Consider the following 18,307-nt stretch of genomic DNA (forward strand, 5'->3'; position numbering starts at 1 on the left):
GCGCGCCCCGCCCCCGTCTGGGAACGTCGGTACATGATCCGTCTCGCCCGCGTCCCCCTGGACCGGTGGTCGGCGTTCGTGCCGGCGCTCGCCCTGGTGCTGCTCGCGTTCACCTGGGGGCGGTCGCTTCCCTCGGGGCTGGTCGCGCTGGTGTCCTGCTTCCTGGCGGGCGCGGTGCTTGCGGCGGTGCACCACGCGGAGGTCGTGGCGCACCGGGTGGGCGAGCCGTTCGGCTCGCTCGTGCTCGCGGTCGCGGTGACGATCATCGAGGTCGCGCTGATCGTCACCCTGATGTCGGACGGCGGCGACAAGAACGCCACGCTCGCCCGCGACACCGTCTTCGCCGCCGTGATGATCACCTGCAACGGGATCGTCGGCGTCTGCCTCCTGATCGGCGCGCTCCGCCGCAGACTGGCCGTCTTCAACCCCGAGGGCACCGGCGCTGCCTTCGCCACGGTCACCACGCTCGCCGGGCTCAGCCTGGTGCTGCCGACCTTCACCACCAGCAAGCCGGGCCCGGAGTTCTCCACCGCGCAGCTCGTCTTCGCCGCGCTCGCCTCGGTGGCGCTGTACGGGCTGTTCGTCGCCACCCAGACCGTGCGCCACCGCGACTACTTCCTGCCCGTCACCCAGCAGGGCGAGGTGCTCGACGAGGAGCACGCCGATCCGCCGTCCGCCCGCACCGCGCTGATCAGCGTCGCGCTGCTCGGGGTCGCCCTGGTCGCGGTCGTCGGCCTCGCCAAGGGCGTCTCGCCGACCATCGAGCGCGGGGTGGCCGCCGCCGGGCTGCCCGCCTCCGTCGTCGGCGTGGTCATCGCGCTGCTCGTGCTGCTGCCCGAGACCATCGCCGCCTCCCGCGCCGCCGCCCGCGACCGGGTGCAGACGAGCCTCAACCTGGCGCTCGGCTCCGCGATGGCGAGCATCGGACTCACCATCCCGGCGGTCGCGCTGGCGTCGATCTGGCTGTCCGGGCCGCTGGTGCTCGGGCTCGGCGCCAGCCATATGGTGCTGCTCGCGCTCACCGTCGGCGTGGGCATCCTCACCGTCGTCCCGGGCCGCGCGACCCCGATGCAGGGCGGCGTCCACCTGGCCCTGTTCGCCGGATATCTGGTGCTCGCGGTCAGCCCCTGACCCGACGGCCGGGGCACCCGGCTGGCGCGCGGCTGTCCGGAGGGGCGGGGCCGTCGCCGACCGGTTGGGCGGCATGTACACGCTGGGGATTACACTCGCCTGACCTGAATTCGGTGCGGGGGGCGGCGGACGGGCGATGATCATCGACGACGATGCGGCGCTGCAACTGGTGATCTCGCTCCACCGGTTGCTGCGCAGTCTGCGCCGGGCCGCCCCGGCCGACGGGATCCAGCCCACCCAGATCGTGGTGCTCTCGCTGCTCGCCGAGAGCGGGCCCGCCCGCATCGGCGAGCTCGCGGCCCGGGTGCCGTGCTCCCAGCCGACCGCCACCTCGGCCGTCGCGGGCCTGGAGTCGACCGGGCTCGTGCTGCGCGAGAGCGACCCCACGGACGGCCGGGCCGCCCGTATCGTCCTCACCGACCAGGGCGCCCGCGCCCTGGTGGACGCCGCCCGCGCCGAGGCCGAGGTGCTGGCCTGGCGGCTCGGCGCGCTCGGTGCCGAGGAGGCCCGGGCGGTCGTCGCGCTCGGCCCGCTGCTGCGCCGCCTCGCCGAGGCGGCTCACGATGGCTCCGACCCGGCGAGCCGGGCGTAGTCACACGTCCTCCAGCCCCCAGCTGTGGATCTTCCGCGGCCGGATCCGGATCAGCTCCTCGCTGAAGTGCGGCCCCAAGTCGTGCGGCCCGGTGAGCAGTTCGGCCTCGCCCCGGATCTCCACGCCCCGCACCCGCCAGGGCCGTACGCTCACCACGTCGTCCACGACCAGCGCGAGCCTCGGGTTCGCCAGCAGGTTGCGCCACTTCTTGGTGGTGCCGAGGGCGTATCCACCGATCAGGATCGTGCCGTCGTCCTGCGGGAAGAACCCGACCGGGTTCGCCTGCGGCTGGCCCTTGGGGTCGACGGTCGCCAGCCGCCCCAGCCGCTGGGACTTCAGGTACGCGCGCTCGGCCGCGCTGAATTCGGTCATGGCCCCAGCGTCACACGCGTGCCCGCCGAAGGTCATCGGCTACGGGAACCAGAGCGTCCGGGTCGTACGACCTACGTCCGCACCGGCTGGGAGCCTGTTTTCGCACCCCCGTCTGGACCTCGTCGCCCGGCACGCGGCTCTCAGCCCCAGATCACCACGCCCGCCCAGGTGCCCACCACCAGCAGGCACGCGAGCAGCTCCATCAGGACCGAGTACCCGCCGGACCGCAGCACCGTACGGGCCGACGTCCAGCCCGCCCCGTGGCTGCCGAGCCGCATCCGCTCCGCGCCGTAAAGCCCGCCGAGGAAGCCCAGGATCCCGCCCACCACCGGGAGCAGGAAGAACCCGGCGATCGCCGCGACGCCGCCGGTCAGCAGGGAGCGCCGGGGCGCGCCGGCCGCCCTCAGGCGCCGGGGCGGCATGACCAGCTTGAGGGACTGGGCGAGCAGCAGCAGGCCCGTCGCCCCGGCCAGGACCGCCCAGGCCGTGCCGGTGGCGTCGCTGAGGGCCCACCACGCCACGGCGGCCCACACGATCGCAAGCCCGGGTACCCCGGGCACCAGCACGCCGAGCAGCCCGAGGAGCATCACCAGGCCCATCTCCAGGAGCTGCCACACGCCCACCTGCCCAGCGTGCAGGAAAGAGAACGTCTCCGCAGGTCCGGGCCCGGCGCCCGGCCCCTGATCCGGCCGGATCACGCCCCTGGCGCCCGGCCGCTACCGGGCCACCCAGCCGCGCTCGTACGCGTGCCAGCCCAGCTGGAGCCGGGTGGTGACGCCCGTCAGCTCCATCAGGCCCTTCACTCGGCGCTGTACGGTCCGCAGCCCCAGATCGAGCTGTTTGGCCACGCTCGCGTCCGTCATCCCGGCCAGCAGCAGCGACAGGACCTCCAGGTCGGTGGCGTCGGGGCCGGACACCTCCTCCCGTACCGCCGTGCCCGCGAGCCGCAGCGGCAGCGCGTCCCGCCACACCGCCTCGAAGAGGCCCATCAGGGACTCCAGGAGGCCGCTTGCGTGCACCACCAGGGCGGCGGGCTCGGCGTCCCGGCCGGTCAGTGGCACCATCGCCAGGCTCCGGTCGGCCACCACCAGCTTGGTCGGCACCCGGTCGACCGTGCGCACCTGCTCGTCGCGTCCGAGCGCGGCCGTGACCTCGGTGATCCCGGCGGGCAGGGCGAGCACCTCGCGCTCGATGACCACCCGGTAGGCCACTCCCCGGGTCGCGGCCCGCTCCTCGGACTCGTTGTCCATCCCGGTCACCGCGATCGGATTGCCGGTGACCAGCGCGCACACCTCGTCGGCGGCGCCCAGCTGGAGCTGGTGGAAGCGGTGGGCCACGGCGGACGCGCCGGTGACCACCTCCACCAGGTCATGCACGGCGGGCTCGGCGGCCTCGGCCCGGTACTCCTCGGCGAGCAGCGCGGCCGCCAGCTCCGCCTGCTCCAGCTCGTGGCGCTGCTGGGTGAGCAGGGCGCCGAGCGCGACGCCGGGCGGGGCCGCCACCCACCGCCCGGTGCGGGCCGAGGACTGGGCGGCCAGGCCCTGGCGCTCCAGGCGGCGCAGCGCCCGTTCCGTCTCGGGTTCGGGCAGCGCGAGCCGGTGCGCGAGGTCCGCGACCTCGGCCGCGCCCAGCGCCACCAGCGTCCGGTACGCCGACTCCTGCGTCTCGTCCAGGCCTATCGCTCCGAGCACCCTCGTCCGCCCCTCTCGCGCCCGCTGTCCACGCGTGGCGGGAAACGGCCACGGCGCAAACCCGCCTCACAACATCGTCCCCGCACCTTCCGCCCCTCTGCCAAGGTGGCGCAACCGCAGTACCAACAGCCGTCGGCAACAAGGCATTTGTGCGCTTTGCGCGCGGAGTGTTTTGTTCCGGATTCACCTGGGGAGAGCGATGCGTCCGATATCGCGCACGGCTCTGGGAGCGGCGACCGCCGCCCTGGCCATCACCGCGGTGGTGCCGTCCGTGGCCGCACCACCGGGCGCCGCGACCGCGAAGAGACCGATCACCGGCGGCGAGGCCGCCGCCCGCGGGCAGGTCACCGTCACCCTGGTCACCGGCGACCGCGTCCTGGTCGGCAGAGACGCCGACGGCAAGGCCGTCGCGGCCACCGCGCTGCCCCGCGAGGACGGCACCACCGCGCCGGTGCAGACCCGCCGCTCGGGCGACGACCTGTACGTCTACCCGGACAGCGCCGTCGCCGCCCTCGCCGCCCACCGCGCGGACGAGCAGCTCTTCAACGTCTCCGGCCTGATCCGCCAGGGCTACGACGACGCCCACTCCACGACCCTGCCGCTGATCGCCGTCTACGACCCGGCGGGCGCCCGCTCCCTCGCCCCCGCCCCGCGCGGCGCCACCCGCGGACCCGCCCTGCCCGCCGTCGACGGCGTCGCCCTCAAGGCCGACAAGGCGAAGGCCGCCGACTTCTGGGCCGACGTCACCGCCCCCCGCTCGCGCGCCGCGAACTCCCTCAAGAAACTCTGGCTGGACCGGAAGGTCGAGGCGAACCTCGACAAGTCGACTAGGCAGGTCCGCGCGGACCTCGCCTGGGCGGCCGGATACGACGGCAAGGGCACCAAGGTCGCGGTCCTGGACACCGGCGTCGACGCCGGACACCCCGACCTCAAGGGCCGCGTCGCCGCCGCGAAGAACTTCACCGACTCCGACACCACCGACGACCACCAGGGCCACGGCACCCACACCACCTCCACCGTCGGCGGCTCCGGCGCGGCCAGTGGCGGCAGGAAGAAGGGCGTCGCCCCCGGCGCAGCCCTGCTCGCCGGAAAGGTCCTGAACGACAGCGGCTCGGGTGCCGAGTCATGGATCATCGCCGGGATGCAGTGGGCCGTCGACAGCGGGGCCGACGTCGTCTCGATGAGCCTCGGCAGCCCCGAACCCACCGACTGCACCGACCCGATGAGCACCGCGGCCGAGCAACTCGCCCAGAACAATGGCACGTTGTTCGTGGTCGCGGCCGGGAACTCGGGCCCCCGCCAGAACACCGTCTCCTCGCCCGGCTGCGCCCCGAGTGTCCTCACCGTCGGCGCCGTCGACCGCGACGACTCCACCGCGTACTTCTCCAGCCGGGGCCCGGCCCCCGTCTCGCACACCCTCAAGCCGGAGATCGCCGCCCCGGGCGTGGGCATATCCGCCGCCAACGCGGGCGGGCGCGGCATCTACGCGTACCAGTCCATGAGTGGTACGTCGATGGCCGCCCCGCACGTCGCGGGCGCCGCCGCGATCGTCAAGCAGCGCCACCCCGACTGGAGCGCGCGGCAGATCAAGGCCGCGCTCGTCTCCTCCGCGAAGTCGGACGTCCCCGGTGACGTCCGCGAGACCGGCGGCGGCCGCCTCGACGTGAAGGCGGCGATCGACGCCACCGTGCTCGGCGCCCCCGCCGTCCAGGGCGGCACCTTCAACTGGCCGCAGGACAGCGGCGACCGCACCAGCGTCGACGTGCCGTACACCAACACCGCGGGCAGGCCCGTCACCCTCTCGCTCGCGGTCCAGGGCGTCACCGGCAACGACGGCTCGCGGGTGCGCTCCACGGTCGCCGCGCTCGCCCGCCGCACGGTCACCGTCCCCGCCGGGGCCACCGTCAAGGTCCCGCTGCGGCTCGACCCGGCCGCCCATCTGGAGCGGAGCCAGTACGGAGACGTCACCGGCCGGGTGCTCGCCACCGCCGACGGCGTCAGCGTCTCCACCCCGTTCTCGCTCTACGTCCAGCCGCGCACGGTCACCCTGCGGGTCAAGGTGATCGACCGGCTCGGCAGACCCGCGAGTGGCCCGTCCTCGCTCGACGTGATCGGCATCGACGACGCCACCGGCGAGCGCCGCTTCAACGAAGGAGCCGCCGACCAGATCTACGCCCTGCGCCCCGGCTCGTACTTCCTCTCCTCCTTCGTCGCCACGCCGGACGCGGGGGAGGGCGCGACGCTCAACGACTCGCTGACGTATCTCGGGCGCCCCCAGCTGGAGTTGACCAAGGACACCACGGTCGTCCTCAACGCCCGCAAGGCCCACCGGCTCGCCCTCGCGACCGACCGGCCCAGCGAGGCCCGCGCCACCACCCTCGCCTTCTCCCGCGCCTGGGACGGCTACTGGCTGCACGCCGGAACCGCGGCCGGCGGCTCGTCGATCAAGGGCTACTACGCCTCGGTCGAAGGCCGCGCCCACGACGGCACGTTCGAGTTCGGCAGCTACTGGCGGGCCTACGCGCCGCTCGTCTCCGAACTGCGCACGACCGACGGCACCGTGCTCCACCCGGTCACCGCGGGCACCGGCTCCGCCAACCTCGACGGCACCGGCCGCGCCCGCCTCGTGGACGCCGGATCCGGGGCGCCCGAGGAGCTGAAGGCCGCCGGGGCGCGGGGCGCGATCGCACTCGTACGGATCCCGGACACCGACACCTCCGTCTCCCGGGCCGCCCGCGACGCAAAGGCGGCCGGAGCCGTGGCCGTCCTCGCGTACCGCTCCTCCCCGGTCCGCTGGGTTCCGTCGGGCGGCTTCACCGGGCCCGAACTCCCGGTCCTGGCGGTCGAGTCGGGCGAGGCGGCGACCCTGCTGGTCGAGCTGGGCGCGGGCGGGGTGGAGCTGCGCTGGAAGGCCACGGCGAAGAGCCCGTACGTCTACAACCTCGCCTTCCCCGAGTCCGGCGCGATCGGCTCCGACCGCACCTACCGGGTCCGCGACAGCCGCCTCGGCAAGGCCGAGTCGGTCTACCGGGCGATGGGCGTGGCCACCGACTACGTCGACAGCACCGCCGCCCACCGCCCCTCCGGCGCGGCCGTCTACTCCGCCACCATCGACCTGGTCCCGGCCCCCGGCACCCGTACCGAGTACTACTCGCCGGGCGACACCGCCTGGGACCACCTCACCTCCTCCAGCTTCCCGTTCGGCGAGTCGATGACCGACCGGCGCCGCACGTACACGGCGGGGGAGAGCCGCCGGGAGAGCTGGTACGACGGGGTCGTCTCCCCGGTCGCCCCGCGCGACACCGACGGCAAGGAGGTCCTCGCCGCCGAACGGCAGGGCAACCTGATCGGCTTCGCCGCCGCGATGTGGGGCGACGGCGGGCACTACGCACAGCCCGGCTCCTTCGGCGACGTCGGCGCTCTGGTCCTGCGCCGCGACGGCGAGGTGATCGGCGAGAGCGCCTGGCCGTTCGGGGTCTTCGAGGTCCCGGCCCAGGACAGCGCCTACGAGCTGGAGCAGCGCGTCGAGAAGATCGGCGGCCCGGCGAAGGTCTGGCAGCGCTCCACGGGCGTGCGGACGGTGTGGAGGTTCCGCTCGAAGCTCGACGAGAACGTGTACTCGCAGGGCCTCGGCATCCTCTTCCCGCGCTACTCCCTGCCGGAGGACGGCCTCAAGACCCTCCCGGCGGCCAACGGCCAGCGCATCGGCCTCTCGGTGACGGGCCACGCGGGATACACCCCGGCGGCCCTCACCTCGGCCCGCCTGTCGTACTCGTACGACGACGGTGCCACCTGGACCGAAGCCGCGGTCACCCACCGCGGCGACTCCTGGTCGGCCTCGGTCGACCACGCGGGCGCGGCCGGCAGGCAGGTCACCCTGAAGGCCGAACTGACGGACGCCCACGGCAACTCCGTCACGCAGACAGTGACGCGCGCGTACGACGTGCGGTAGTCACCACGGTTCGCCGGGCGGCCCTGACTGTGGGGGGAAGGGCCGCCCGGCGGAGGCACGTCCGCTCGCCTCCGCGTACGGGGTGCGGATTTGTGTGCTGACCACTTTTACCCGTTCCACCGTTTTCGTACGGCCCGTGCGGTGGACAATAAGGGCATGAGTCAGCAGGGGGAGAGGCGCACCTCGGACGACGACTGGTGGACTCGCCTGTACGACGAGCCCGCCCCGGACAACTCGCCCGCAGCCGCGGGCGACACCCTCGACGACCGCTTCAAGTCCGTTGCTGAGGCGGTCGGTCCGCCGGTGCCGGACCCCCGGTCCGAGCCACGGCCTCCGCGGTACGCGCCGTGCGTGCCGGAGCAGCCCGCACCGCAGGACCGAATCGATCCTGCGGATACGGCGGGGCCCGACCCCGAACCCGAGGACAGGCCGGGTCCGGCCCCCCGGGGGATCCTGCCCAGGGCCCCCTGGCAGCAGCCCGGCGGCACGGCACCGCCCGGCTCCCGCCGCACGGGCGGCTGGTGGGAGCCCGCCGACTCCCTCCCGCCGCTGGGCCCGCCGCCGCCCGGGTACGAGCCCGCCGTCCCCGCGCCGCCGGCGCGGCCGCCGGAACCCCGCCCTGTCCAGCCGCCACCGGCCCCGCCCGATCCCCCGGCCACTGTCACCGCCCCGCCGGATCCCCCAGCCACCGTCACCGCACCGCCCGAAGCGGCCCCCGAACCGCCGCCGCCCCCCTCGCCCCGGCCGCGCGTCGGTCATGTGGGGGACCGGCCGCCCACCTACGACGCCGAGCCCACCGCGCTGCCCAACGCCCGGCCCGACGGTCTGGAGGAGCTCGTCGCGGACACCGTCCTCGACGGCGCCCGGTACGGGGCGTACGTGCTGCGCGCCGCCTCCGTACGCGGCGACTCCGCCCGCTACCGGGGCGAGCCCCGGCGCGACGCCCTGCTCACCGCCCGGTTCGGGAACGGCGAGGACGCGCTGGTCCTGGTCGCCGTCGCCAGCGGCATGCGGGCCTTCGAGGGCGCGCACCTCGCCGCCGCCGACGCCTGCCGCTGGATCGGCGGCGCCATCGGGCGCAGCCACGCCCGGCTCGCCGACGACATCAGGGCCGGGCGCCGGCGCGACCTCAAGTCCGGGCTGCACCGGCTCACCGACCGCAGCTACGGCAGGCTGCGCGCCCGCGCCGCCGAGCTGGGCGCGGAGCCCGAGGAGTACACGGCGGGCCTGCGCTGTCTGCTGCTCTCCGCCGACCCGAGCTGCCGCACCCGGGTCTTCTTCGGGGTCGGCCCCGGCGGCCTGTTCCGGCTGCGGGCCGGCGTCTGGCAGGACATCGAGCCCGCCCCGCCGGAGCCGGGCGAGGTCACCGGCGCGCCCGTCGTCGGCTTCGGCTCGCCGCCCGCCGAGACCGCCGAGGGCGACCGGCTCACCATGGACCTGCACACCGTGGAGCCCGCCCGCCCGTACATCGACCCGCCGCCCCCGCCCGTCGAACCGTTCCGCTTCCGGGCGTCCGTCGCCCGCCCGGGTGACACCCTGCTGCTGTGCAGCGGCGGGCTCGCCGAGCCGCTGCGGGGCGAGCCCGCGCTGGCGAAGGAGCTGGCCGAACGGTGGGCAGGGAACGGGCCGCCGGGACTGTCCGAGTTCCTCGCGGACGTCCAGCTGAGAGTGAAGGGGTACGCCGACGACCGTACGGCAGTCGCCGTCTGGGAGGCGTGACGCGGCGGGCCGTGGATGAATGGGAGCCATGGCCAGACAGAACGTGGCAGAGCAGTTCGTGGACATCCTCGCCCGCGCCGGGGTGCGGCGGATGTACGGGGTCGTCGGCGACAGCCTCAACCCCGTCGTCGACGCCATCCGGCGCAACCGTGCCATCGACTGGATCCAGGTCCGCCACGAGGAGGTCGCCGCCTTCGCGGCCGGCGCCGAGGCCCAGCTCAGCGGCACCCTCGCGGCTTGCGCCGGATCCTGCGGCCCCGGCAATCTCCATCTGATCAACGGCCTCTACGACGCCCACCGCTCGATGGCCCCCGTCCTCGCGCTCGCCTCGCACATCCCCTCGTCCGAGATCGGCCTCGGCTACTTCCAGGAGACCCACCCCGACCAGCTGTTCCAGGAGTGCTCGCACTACTGCGAGCTCATCTCCAGCCCGAAGCAGATGCCCCGGCTGCTCCAGACGGCGATCCAGCACGCCATCGGGCGGGGCGGCGTCAGCGTGGTGACGCTCCCGGGCGACGTGGCCTCCGAGCCCGCCCCCGACAAGGCCGTCGAGCACGCGCTCGTCACCGCGCTGCCGTCGGTGCGGCCCGGCGACGCGGAGATCGAGAAGCTCGCCCGGCTCGTGGACGAGGCCAAACGGGTGACGCTGTTCTGCGGCAGCGGCACCGCGGGCGCCCACGCGGAGGTGATGGAGTTCGCCGAACGCGTCAAGGCGCCGGTCGGGCACGCCCTGCGCGGCAAGGAGTGGATCCAGTACGACAACCCGTACGACGTCGGTATGAGCGGGCTGCTCGGCTACGGCGCCGCCTACGAGGCCACCCACGAGTGCGATCTGCTGATCCTCGTCGGCACCGACTTCCCGTACAACGCGTTCCTGCCCGACGACGTCAAGATCGTGCAGATCGATGTGCGGCCCGAGCGCCTGGGGCGGCGCTCGCAGCTCGATCTGGCGGTGTGGGGCGACGCCAAGGAGACGCTGCGCTGTCTGACCCCGCGCGTGAAGGCCAAGACCGACCGGCGCTTCCTGGACAAGATGCTGAAGAAGCACGCCGACGCGCTGGAGGGCGTCGTCAAGGCGTACACCCGCAAGGTGGAGAAGCATGTGCCGATCCACCCCGAGTACGTGGCCTCCGTACTCGACGAACTCGCCGACGACGACGCCGTGTTCACCGTCGACACCGGCATGTGCAACGTCTGGGCGGCCCGTTACCTCTCGCCCAACGGCAAGCGCAGGATCATCGGGTCGTTCAGCCACGGTTCGATGGCGAACGCGCTGCCGCAGGCGATCGGCGCCCAGTTCACCGACCGCGACCGCCAGGTGATCTCGATGTCCGGCGACGGCGGGTTCTCCATGCTGATGGGCGACTTCCTGACGCTGGTCCAGTACGACCTGCCGGTGAAGATCGTGCTGTTCAACAACTCCTCGCTCGGCATGGTGGAGCTGGAGATGCTGGTGGCCGGGCTGCCGTCGTACGGCACGAGCAACCACAACCCCGACTTCGCGGCGATCGCCCGCGCGGCCGGTGCGTACGGCGTACGGGTGGAGAAGCCCAAGCAGCTCGCGGGCGCCCTCAAGGACGCCTTCAAGCACAAGGGGCCCGCCCTGGTCGACGTGGTCACCGACCCCAACGCGCTCTCCATCCCGCCGAAGATCAGCGCCGAGATGGTGAGCGGCTTCGCGCTCTCCGCGAGCAAGATCGTGCTGGACGGCGGGGTCGGCCGGATGCTCCAGATGGCCCGGTCCAATCTGCGCAACGTGCCGCGCCCGTAAGGCCGTTCAGTGGTTGCGTAAGGCAGATGTCCACTCGGCCGTCTGGCGATGGGGTGATCCTTCGTGGTCAGTCCGTCTCCCGGCCGGGTGGCCGGAAGGCGGGCGCGACCGCAGGCGCATCCGGCCGCGCACGAGCGAATGCGGGGCCGGTGGCCGTTTTCAGCCTGTGACTCGCCTGTGGGTAAGGGGCGCTGCCATGGAGTGCCCTCCTCGTACGTGACCGCCCCGCATCCGCGCCACGAGCCGTGGAACCGCTCCCGCGGCGTATTCCGTCGGTCGTTGAGGAATCACCATGCGTGACGGGGGGTCGGTGGGGCATGCATCCCGTGAGGGTGTTCGAGACGGAAAGGGACGTGGCGACGTGCGGGTGGGGGCTATGACTGAGCGTCAGGGAGGGGGCGGGCCCGAAATCAACGGGGCGTTCCGGGGAACGGGTGCGCGTGCGGTGCTCCAGGGGCAGCTGCGGCGCAGGGTGGGTCGGTCGGACCTGACGGCGGTGCCGGAAGTGCGGCGCGCGCTGCGGGAGTTGCTGGGGGACTGGAAGCACCAGGGGCCGGTCGACGTGGCCGAACTGCTCACCTGCGAGCTGGTGACCAACGCGCTCATACACACGGACGAGGGGGCAGTGGTGACGGCCACCGTGGCACCGGCCGGGCTCCGCGTCGAGGTGCACGACTTCACGCCGGTGCTGCCCGATCCGTACGTACCGTCCGCCGACGACGGTACGCACGGCCGGGGGCTCCTGCTGGTGCAGGCGCTCGCGGACGCCTGGGGCGTGCGCGCGCACGAGGCGGGCAAGGTCGTCTGGTTCGAGCTCGGCAGCGGGGCGGCGTAACCCGCGACGCCGTCCGCGCTCAGCCGAACTGCTGCTCCAGATCCTTGAGTTTGCGCTCCAGGTGGTCCAGGCGCGGCAGCGTCTGGGTGTCGTCCTCGGCCGTGAGGTCGACGGTCCTGGACGCCGTCAGGGACTCAGTGTCCGTGACGGCCTGAAGGGAGGGCCGGTTGCGAAGGGGCAGCTGTCCCGGCTCTATGGCGGGCTCCGCGACAGCCTTCGGCTGCCCGGAGCCCGCAGTCGCCATGGACGGGACGTCGACCTGGCGGCCGCCGGGGCGCACCCGGCCCAGGCTGCCGCGGCCCTGTCGGCTGAGCGCCTTCAGATGCGCCCGCTCCAGCTTCTCCTGCTCGCGCCGGCGCAGCCGGTTCTGCTCCTTGGCCCGCCGGTCCTCGCGTACCTCCTCGACCGCCTCGTCCAGCGTCCGCACCCCCTCCAGGAGCATCAGCGACCAGGCGCCGAACGTCTCCCGGGGAGCCCGCAGCCACCGGACGATCCGGATCTGCGGCAGCGGCCGCGGCACCAGGCCCTGTTCGCGCAGTGCCGCCCGGCGGGTCTGCTTCAGCGCGCGGTCGAAGAGCACCGCGGCCGACAGCGACATCCCGGCGAAGAACTGCGGGGCGCCCGCGTGGGCGATGCCGCGCGGCGCGTGCACCCAGTTGAACCAGGCAGCCGCGCCCGCGAACGTCCACACCAGCAGCCGCGAGCCGAGCGCCGCGTCGCCGTGGCTGGCCTCGCGCACGGCGAGCACCGAGCAGAACATGGCGGCGCCGTCGAGGCCGAACGGGACGAGGTACTCCCAGCCGTCGGTGAGGCCGAGGTTCTGCCGGCCGAAGCCGACCAGGCCGTGGAAGGAGAGCGCGGCGGCGACGGCCGCGCAGCAGAACAGCAGCACATAGGAGGCGGTGCCGTAGACGGCTTCCTTGCGGCGGCGGCGCTCCTCGCTGCGCTCCCAGGTGTCGTCGCCGGACGCGCTCTCACCCGAGCGCTTGCCGCGCGTGAGGACGACCAACGCCACGACGACCCCCACGATCATCACGCCGCCCGGAAGCAGCCAGTCCAGAGATATGTCGGTCAGTCGCATGCGGTGTCCCTTGAATCACGTAAGGCGTTCCGGGCGCCATAGTGCTCCTGCCGCACGGGGCCGCAGGCGTTTTCGGGGCAAGAGACCGCCATTGGCGGTCCATGGCATACGGATAGGTGCGATCTGCTCGAACTGGTGCGGAGGTCAAGCGAGTTGGGTTCGAATCCGGCTCACCCGTACGAGTGGCGTGGATTCAGGACGCGGCGCTCAGCTTGGCCACCCGGTCGGCGTCGCAGGTACGCGGACAGGTGACGCAGGTGTCCTCGGGGCGCAGGGTGTAGAAGAGGCAGCAGCTGGCCCGGTCGCGGGTCGGCAGCGGCTCGCCCGCCGGACCGCTCAGCTCACGGAAGCCGGCGGCGCCCACATACGGCTTGGTCGAGCCCGGCAGCAGCAGCTCCAGCTCGGCCATCGCCCGCCGCTCCTCGCCGAGCAGCGCCGCCACGTACCAGAGCCCCTCGACGACCTCGTCGGTGGCCATGCCCCACAGCGCCCGCCGGCCGCGCCGCATCCGGGGCCCGAAGCCGTCGAGGACCGGGCCGAGGTGCTCGGCGACGGCGGCGCGGACCTCGGCGCGCAGCGCCTCCTCGTCCGGGACGACGTGTGCGCCGGGCAGTGCGGCGGCGGGGTCCCCGGGCAGGCAGGCGAACTCCCGCACCCGCACGGTCAGCCGTCCGAGCGTGCGCTGGAAGGAGACGTCCTCGACGGGCACGCGCGGCACCCGGCGGTGCAGGAACCACGGCACCGTGATGAGCAGACAGGCGGGCCAGGCGTAGCGGTGGAAGCCGAAGGAGGCGATGACGTCGGGGCGGGCCCGCTGCCCGTAGTCGCGCAGGACCTGCTCGTCGTCCCAGCCCAGGAAGGCGTCCAGGGCCTCACCGCCGGAGGCGAGCTGGTGCGCGCCGACCCAGCCGGGGGCTCCGGGGGCCCGCTCGCCGTCCGCGAGCTCGTGGACCCGGACGCCGGGGTAGACGTCGGCGAGGCGCGCGTAGGACGCGGCCAAGGGGCTCGGGAGCAGCGTGGACACAGTCATGCAGGGACCACCGAATCACGATCGTTTGCAGGTAAGGCTTACCTTAGCGGATGCGCGCGATGTTTGAACTGTCGCTTTGTCCGCCTATGGTGCTGGGGGAATACCGAGCGGTAGGAGGGCCTGGGGTGGAGCAGGGCAGAGCACGCGAGACGGCGGTGCCGCCGTTCGGGTCTGCCCGTGTGCCCGCGCAGGCCCGGGCGGAGGGTGACCCTTTCGAGGCGGTACGGGGTGGTGGGGCGCGCGGTGAGCACACCCACAGCGAGCCGCCCGCGCCCCAGGTCCGCCGCTACTCCGTACGCGGTCAGATCCTGGAGGCGCTGCGGGCCGCGCTGGTCGACGGCGAGCTGGTGCCGGGCGAGGTGTACTCGGCGCCGGTGCTCGGCGAGCGGTTCGGCGTCTCGGCCACCCCGGTGCGCGAGGCGATGCAGCGCCTGGCCTCCGAGGGCGCCGTCGAGGTCGTCCCGAACCGGGGCTTCCGGGTCACCGAGCGGGGCCCGCGCGAGCTGGCCGAGCTGGCCGAGGTGCGCGCGCTGATCGAGGTCCCGGTGATGCTGCGGCTGGCCCGGTCCGTGCCCGCCGCGCGCTGGGCCGAGCTGCGGCCGCTGGCGGAGGCGACGACGGTGGCGGCGGCGGTGGGGGACCGGGCGGGGTACGCGGAGTCGGACCGGGCGTTCCACCGCGCGGTGCTCGCGCTCGCCGGGAACGAGCAGCTGCTCCAGGTGGCCGAGGACCTCCACCGGCGGTCGCAGTGGCCGCTGACGGCTGCGCCGGTTGCCCGTCGGGGGGAGCTGGTGGCGGATGCGGCGGAGCACCTGGCGTTGCTGGACGCGTTGATCGCACAGGATCTGACGGTTGTTCAGACCCTTGTGCGGGAGCACTTCACGGGGTCCGCGCTGTAACGCTGCGCGGCGGGTGCGGGTCCGTGGTGGCTGATCGCGCAGTTCCCCGCGCTCCTTTTTGGCCCGGGGTTTGTCTGCGGGTGTGTGGCCGGTTGCTCGCGCAGTTCCCCGCGCCCCTGGAAACCCTCGTTCGTCTGCGGACCGTGCCCGCTTCTCGCGCAGTTCCCCGCGCCCCTTTTTGGCCCGGGGTTTGTCTGCGGGTGTGTGGCCGGTTGCTCGCGCAGTTCCCCGCGCCCCTAGGGGGTCGGCCGCAGCCGGAGAACCAAGCTCAGCCACAGGCTTTTAGGGGCGCGGGGAACTGCGCGAGCAACCGGCCACCGGCTCGCAGCCGAGGGCCGGGCCGATCAGGGGCGCGGGGAACTGCGCGGCCGGCCCACCACCGGGCCGCAGACGAATACCGGGCCCAAAAGGGGCGGCGGGGAAGTCAGCCCCCACCGGGCCGCGGGCGTAGACGGGGCTCAGGTCGTCGCCGGGGACGGCGCAAGGTGGGTCGCCAGCCACGTCGGGACGCCGCCCAGGAGCCGGAACAGCCGCGCCGCCTCCGTCCGCAGTCGCGCAGCCTCCGGCTCCGGCTCCGCGTCCGCCAGGGCCGCAAGCGCCGGGGCCGTGCCGACCAGGAAGCCCAGCTCCTCGCGGATCCGGAGCGACTCCGCGAAGCCGTGCCGCGCCTCCGCCAACTCCCCGTCGCGCAGGGCGAGTCCGGCCAGATGGCGCCAGGTGAAGGAGAGCAGCAGGGTGTCGCCGTGCGCGGTGGCGCCCGCGTGGGCGCGGCGGTAGGCGGCGCGGGCCGCCTGCGGCGCGTCCGCCACGTTCTCCGCGAGCAGCCCCCGCCGGAAGTCGAGCAGCGCCCGGCCCCGCGCCGCCGGGGCGATCAGCGCCGCCGCCCGGCCCAGCGCCGAACGGGCCTCGTCGGCGCGGTCGCGCACCCCGAGCAGCGTCGAGGCGTACGCGAGCTGGCCGCGCTCGCACGCGGCCGCCCCGCGCTCCTCGTCGTCCCCGGCCACCGCCTCGGCGCCGCGCAGCGCCTCCTCGGCCTCGGCCCAGCCGTCCCCGGTGTACAGACAGCGCTCGGTGAGCAGCGCGGCCCGCTGGAGCGCCGCGGCGGGCTCGGCGCCGTGCGGTTCGAGCAGGGCGGCCGCGTCCGTCCAGCAGCCGCGCGAGCGCAGCCGCCATACCGCCACCTGGAGCGGATGGAGCGGATCCCCGTTCTCTTCAGTCGTTCCGGAATCAGACATGGCGGAGTACGCCACGTTGCCCTCCCCGAGCGCGCCATTGAGCCGTTGAGTCCGAGCTGTTGAGTCGTGTGGCGAATCTCAGCACGGATTGGCACGCCGGGCCAAGGGCAATGCGTGAATTCCTTCACAAACGGCGAATTGCGGTGCGTCCAGGCGGCGTTCCGGCCCGGACGCGCCGTCCGCGCGCCCCCTCAGCTCATGCGCAGGGCCAGGAAGAAGTCCAGTTTGTCCTCCAGGCGCGAAAGATCACGACCCGTCAGTTGCTCGATCCGGCCCACCCGGTAGCGCAAGGTGTTGACGTGCAGATGCAGTCGCGTGGCGCAGCGGGTCCAGGAGCCGTCGCAGTCGAGGAACGCCTCCAGCGTCGGGATGAGCTCGGCACGGTGGCGCCGGTCGTAGTCGCGCAGCGGGTCGAGCAGCCGGGCGGTGAAGGCGCGGCGCACGTCGTCCGGGACGAACGGCAGCAGCAGCACGTGCGAGGCGAGCTCGTGGTGGCCGGCCGCGCAGACCCGGCCCGGGCGGGCGGCGGCGACCCGGCGGGCGTGCCGGGCCTCCTCCAGGGCGCCGCGCAGCCCCTCCGCCGAGTGCACCGCGGCGCTGACACCGAGTGTCAGGCGCCCGTCGTCGGCGAGGCCCGCCGACAGCGGCGCCTGGACGGCGGCGAGCAGCGCGTCCGCGTGCAACCCGGCGTCCGTGCCCTCGCCGACCGCGGGCAGCGGCACCAGCGCGATGGCCTCGTCGCCCGCGTGGGCGACCGCGATCCGGTCCGAGGACTCGGAGCCCGCCACGGCCGGGTCGACCAGTATTTCCTCAAGGAGGGCCTGGGCGACCGGGCCGCCCGCCACCTCCGTGCCGGCCGCCGCCGACTGGGTCCAGTCGACCCGGGCCACGATCACCTGCCAGTGCGGCGCCGAGCCGAGGCCCGGCAGCAGCACGGGGGCCGCGACCCGCAGCCGGGCCGCGATCTCGGCGGGCGCGGCGCCGGTCTGCACCAGCTCCAGGACCTCCTGGGCGAGCCGGCGGCGTACCGTACGGGCCGCGTCGCGGCGGTCGCGCTCCACGGCGATCAGCTGGGTGACGCCCTGGAGCAGGTCGAGCCGGGCGGCGGGCCAGTCGCCCGCGTCCGCCTCCACGGCCAGCAGCCAGTCCGACAGGACCGTCTCGCGCACATCGCGGGCGGCCGGGGCGGCCCCGCGCCCGCTGTGGCGGATCGGGAACAGCGAGTACGTGGTGCCCTGGACCACCGCCCGGTGCGGGCCCCGGCGGCCGGTGCGGGTCGCGGCGAGGTGTTCGCCCGCCAGAGTGGCGCCGACGGACGGGGCGAGCGGTTCGCCCGCCCCCGCGATCTGCCGCCCGGTGGGGGAGAGCACCCAGGCCCGCAGGTCCAGGTCGGAGCCGAGCAGGTCCAGGACGACCTCGGGGCCGCCGCCCGCGGGCCCCGACGTCATCAGCCGCCGGTGCCGGTCGACCACGGCCGCCAGGTCACCGGCCCGCTCGCCGGAGACCTGGCGCACCACGTGCTCGGTGATGGTGGCGAAGGCGACCGACTCGTTCACCGCGAACAGCGGCAGCCGGTGCTGTGCACACGCACGGATCAGGTCATCCGGGATCGCGCCCAGCTCGGCCTCGCCGGCCGCCAGGCCGACCACCCCGGCTCCGGCCAGGATCCGTACGAATGGCTCGGAATCGTCGGCGTCGCGGCGCCAGGCGAGGCCGGTCAGGACCAGCTCGCCGCCGGAGAGATAGCGGCTCGGATCGCGCAGGTCAGTGGTCATCACACCGCGTACGGTGCGGTCCAGCTCGTCCTCGCCGCCGAGCAGCCGCAGCCCCAGCGCGTCGGTCTCCAGAAGTGCGCGCAGCCGCATCGCGTGTCGCCGCCGATCTGTCTTGTTGTTGCCGGTGGAAAGCGGTGGGGTTACTGAGCACCGCCTTTCATACGAATCTACAAGACGTAGATGGAGACCAGCCAACTCCTTCATGGTTTCGGTGACTGCACCCG

14 protein-coding genes are annotated in these 18,307 nt (G+C 73.8%); 7 read left to right on the top strand and 7 right to left on the bottom strand.

Features of this window, described 5'->3' with window-relative positions; genetic code table 11:
* Positions 1-33 precede the first annotated feature (33 nt).
* Both BX283_RS30950 and BX283_RS30955 read left to right on the top strand, forming a co-directional pair.
* Entirely contained in the window at positions 34-1,131 is a 1,098-nt protein-coding gene (locus BX283_RS30950; protein ID WP_101390741.1) for a calcium:proton antiporter, read from the top strand.
* A 136-nt stretch (positions 1,132-1,267) separates the two neighbouring features.
* Positions 1,268-1,723, top strand: a complete 456-nt coding sequence (locus BX283_RS30955; protein WP_101390742.1) for a MarR family winged helix-turn-helix transcriptional regulator — start codon at positions 1,268-1,270, stop codon at positions 1,721-1,723.
* Here BX283_RS30955 and BX283_RS30960 read toward each other — a convergent pair whose 3' ends face one another.
* The 3 genes from BX283_RS30960 to BX283_RS30970 all read right to left on the bottom strand — a co-directional run bounded on the left by BX283_RS30960 (position 1,724) and on the right by BX283_RS30970 (position 3,786).
* A complete protein-coding gene (locus BX283_RS30960; RefSeq protein ID WP_101390743.1) occupies positions 1,724-2,095 on the bottom strand; it encodes a PPOX class F420-dependent oxidoreductase in 372 nt (123 codons plus the stop codon). It lies immediately after the preceding gene.
* Positions 2,096-2,235: 140 nt separating this feature from the next.
* Entirely contained in the window at positions 2,236-2,718 is a 483-nt protein-coding gene (locus BX283_RS30965; RefSeq protein ID WP_180357295.1) for a DUF456 domain-containing protein, read from the bottom strand.
* A 93-nt stretch (positions 2,719-2,811) separates the two neighbouring features.
* A complete protein-coding gene (locus BX283_RS30970) occupies positions 2,812-3,786 on the bottom strand; it encodes a LuxR family transcriptional regulator (protein WP_101390744.1) in 975 nt (324 codons plus the stop codon).
* 199 nt (positions 3,787-3,985) lie between these two features.
* Here BX283_RS30970 and BX283_RS30975 point away from each other — a divergent pair, with 199 nt between their 5' ends.
* From BX283_RS30975 to BX283_RS30990, 4 genes are all read left to right on the top strand, one after another.
* Positions 3,986-7,738 (top strand): S8 family serine peptidase, encoded by a 3,753-nt coding sequence (locus BX283_RS30975; RefSeq protein WP_101390745.1) that lies wholly within the window; start codon positions 3,986-3,988, stop codon positions 7,736-7,738.
* Between the two features lie 156 nt (positions 7,739-7,894).
* Positions 7,895-9,457 carry a protein phosphatase 2C domain-containing protein gene (locus BX283_RS30980; RefSeq protein WP_101390746.1) on the top strand — a complete coding sequence of 521 codons (1,563 nt, stop codon included), beginning with the start codon at positions 7,895-7,897 and terminating at the stop codon, positions 9,455-9,457.
* A 28-nt stretch (positions 9,458-9,485) separates the two neighbouring features.
* Positions 9,486-11,228, top strand: a complete 1,743-nt coding sequence (locus tag BX283_RS30985; RefSeq protein WP_101390747.1) for a pyruvate dehydrogenase — start codon at positions 9,486-9,488, stop codon at positions 11,226-11,228.
* Positions 11,229-11,604: 376 nt separating this feature from the next.
* Positions 11,605-12,063: an ATP-binding protein gene (locus BX283_RS30990; RefSeq protein WP_101390748.1), complete on the top strand. Its 459-nt coding sequence runs from the start codon at positions 11,605-11,607 to the stop codon at positions 12,061-12,063.
* Between the two features lie 19 nt (positions 12,064-12,082).
* Here BX283_RS30990 and BX283_RS30995 read toward each other — a convergent pair whose 3' ends face one another.
* A complete protein-coding gene (locus tag BX283_RS30995; RefSeq protein WP_101390749.1) occupies positions 12,083-13,144 on the bottom strand; it encodes a DUF2637 domain-containing protein in 1,062 nt (353 codons plus the stop codon).
* A 193-nt stretch (positions 13,145-13,337) separates the two neighbouring features.
* Positions 13,338-14,174: a (2Fe-2S)-binding protein gene (locus tag BX283_RS31000; RefSeq protein ID WP_101390750.1), complete on the bottom strand. Its 837-nt coding sequence runs from the start codon at positions 14,172-14,174 to the stop codon at positions 13,338-13,340.
* 125 nt (positions 14,175-14,299) lie between these two features.
* On the opposite strand from BX283_RS31000, the gene BX283_RS31005 reads away from it, so the two are divergent.
* On the top strand, positions 14,300-15,073 hold the full coding sequence (locus BX283_RS31005; protein WP_101390751.1) for a GntR family transcriptional regulator: 774 nt from the start codon (positions 14,300-14,302) through the stop codon (positions 15,071-15,073).
* A 458-nt stretch (positions 15,074-15,531) separates the two neighbouring features.
* Here BX283_RS31005 and BX283_RS31010 read toward each other — a convergent pair whose 3' ends face one another.
* Together BX283_RS31010 and BX283_RS31015 are read right to left on the bottom strand one after the other, a co-directional pair.
* Entirely contained in the window at positions 15,532-16,308 is a 777-nt protein-coding gene (locus BX283_RS31010; RefSeq protein WP_101392669.1) for a hypothetical protein, read from the bottom strand.
* Positions 16,309-16,499: 191 nt separating this feature from the next.
* Complete coding sequence (locus tag BX283_RS31015) at positions 16,500-18,173, bottom strand: PucR family transcriptional regulator ligand-binding domain-containing protein (RefSeq protein WP_101390752.1); 1,674 nt, start codon at positions 18,171-18,173, stop codon at positions 16,500-16,502.
* Between the last annotated feature and the right edge of the window lie 134 nt (positions 18,174-18,307).

Source organism: Streptomyces sp. TLI_146 (genome assembly GCF_002846415.1).
GTDB lineage: Bacteria > Actinomycetota > Actinomycetes > Streptomycetales > Streptomycetaceae > Streptomyces.

Excerpts from the sequence above, each read along its gene's own strand:
- BX283_RS30950 (WP_101390741.1), top strand. The coding sequence starts at position 34 with ATGATCCGTCTCGCCCGCGTCCCCCTGGACCGGTGGTCGGCGTTCGTG.
- BX283_RS30960 (WP_101390743.1), bottom strand. The coding sequence starts at position 2,095 with ATGACCGAATTCAGCGCGGCCGAGCGCGCGTACCTGAAGTCCCAGCGG.
- BX283_RS30990 (WP_101390748.1), top strand. The coding sequence starts at position 11,605 with ATGACTGAGCGTCAGGGAGGGGGCGGGCCCGAAATCAACGGGGCGTTC.
- BX283_RS30985 (WP_101390747.1), top strand. The coding sequence starts at position 9,486 with ATGGCCAGACAGAACGTGGCAGAGCAGTTCGTGGACATCCTCGCCCGC.
- BX283_RS30995 (WP_101390749.1), bottom strand. The coding sequence starts at position 13,144 with ATGCGACTGACCGACATATCTCTGGACTGGCTGCTTCCGGGCGGCGTG.
- BX283_RS31015 (WP_101390752.1), bottom strand. The coding sequence starts at position 18,173 with ATGCGGCTGCGCGCACTTCTGGAGACCGACGCGCTGGGGCTGCGGCTG.
- BX283_RS31010 (WP_101392669.1), bottom strand. The coding sequence starts at position 16,308 with ATGTCTGATTCCGGAACGACTGAAGAGAACGGGGATCCGCTCCATCCG.
- BX283_RS31000 (WP_101390750.1), bottom strand. The coding sequence starts at position 14,174 with ATGACTGTGTCCACGCTGCTCCCGAGCCCCTTGGCCGCGTCCTACGCG.
- BX283_RS30955 (WP_101390742.1), top strand. The coding sequence starts at position 1,268 with ATGATCATCGACGACGATGCGGCGCTGCAACTGGTGATCTCGCTCCAC.
- BX283_RS30975 (WP_101390745.1), top strand. The coding sequence starts at position 3,986 with ATGCGTCCGATATCGCGCACGGCTCTGGGAGCGGCGACCGCCGCCCTG.
- BX283_RS30980 (WP_101390746.1), top strand. The coding sequence starts at position 7,895 with ATGAGTCAGCAGGGGGAGAGGCGCACCTCGGACGACGACTGGTGGACT.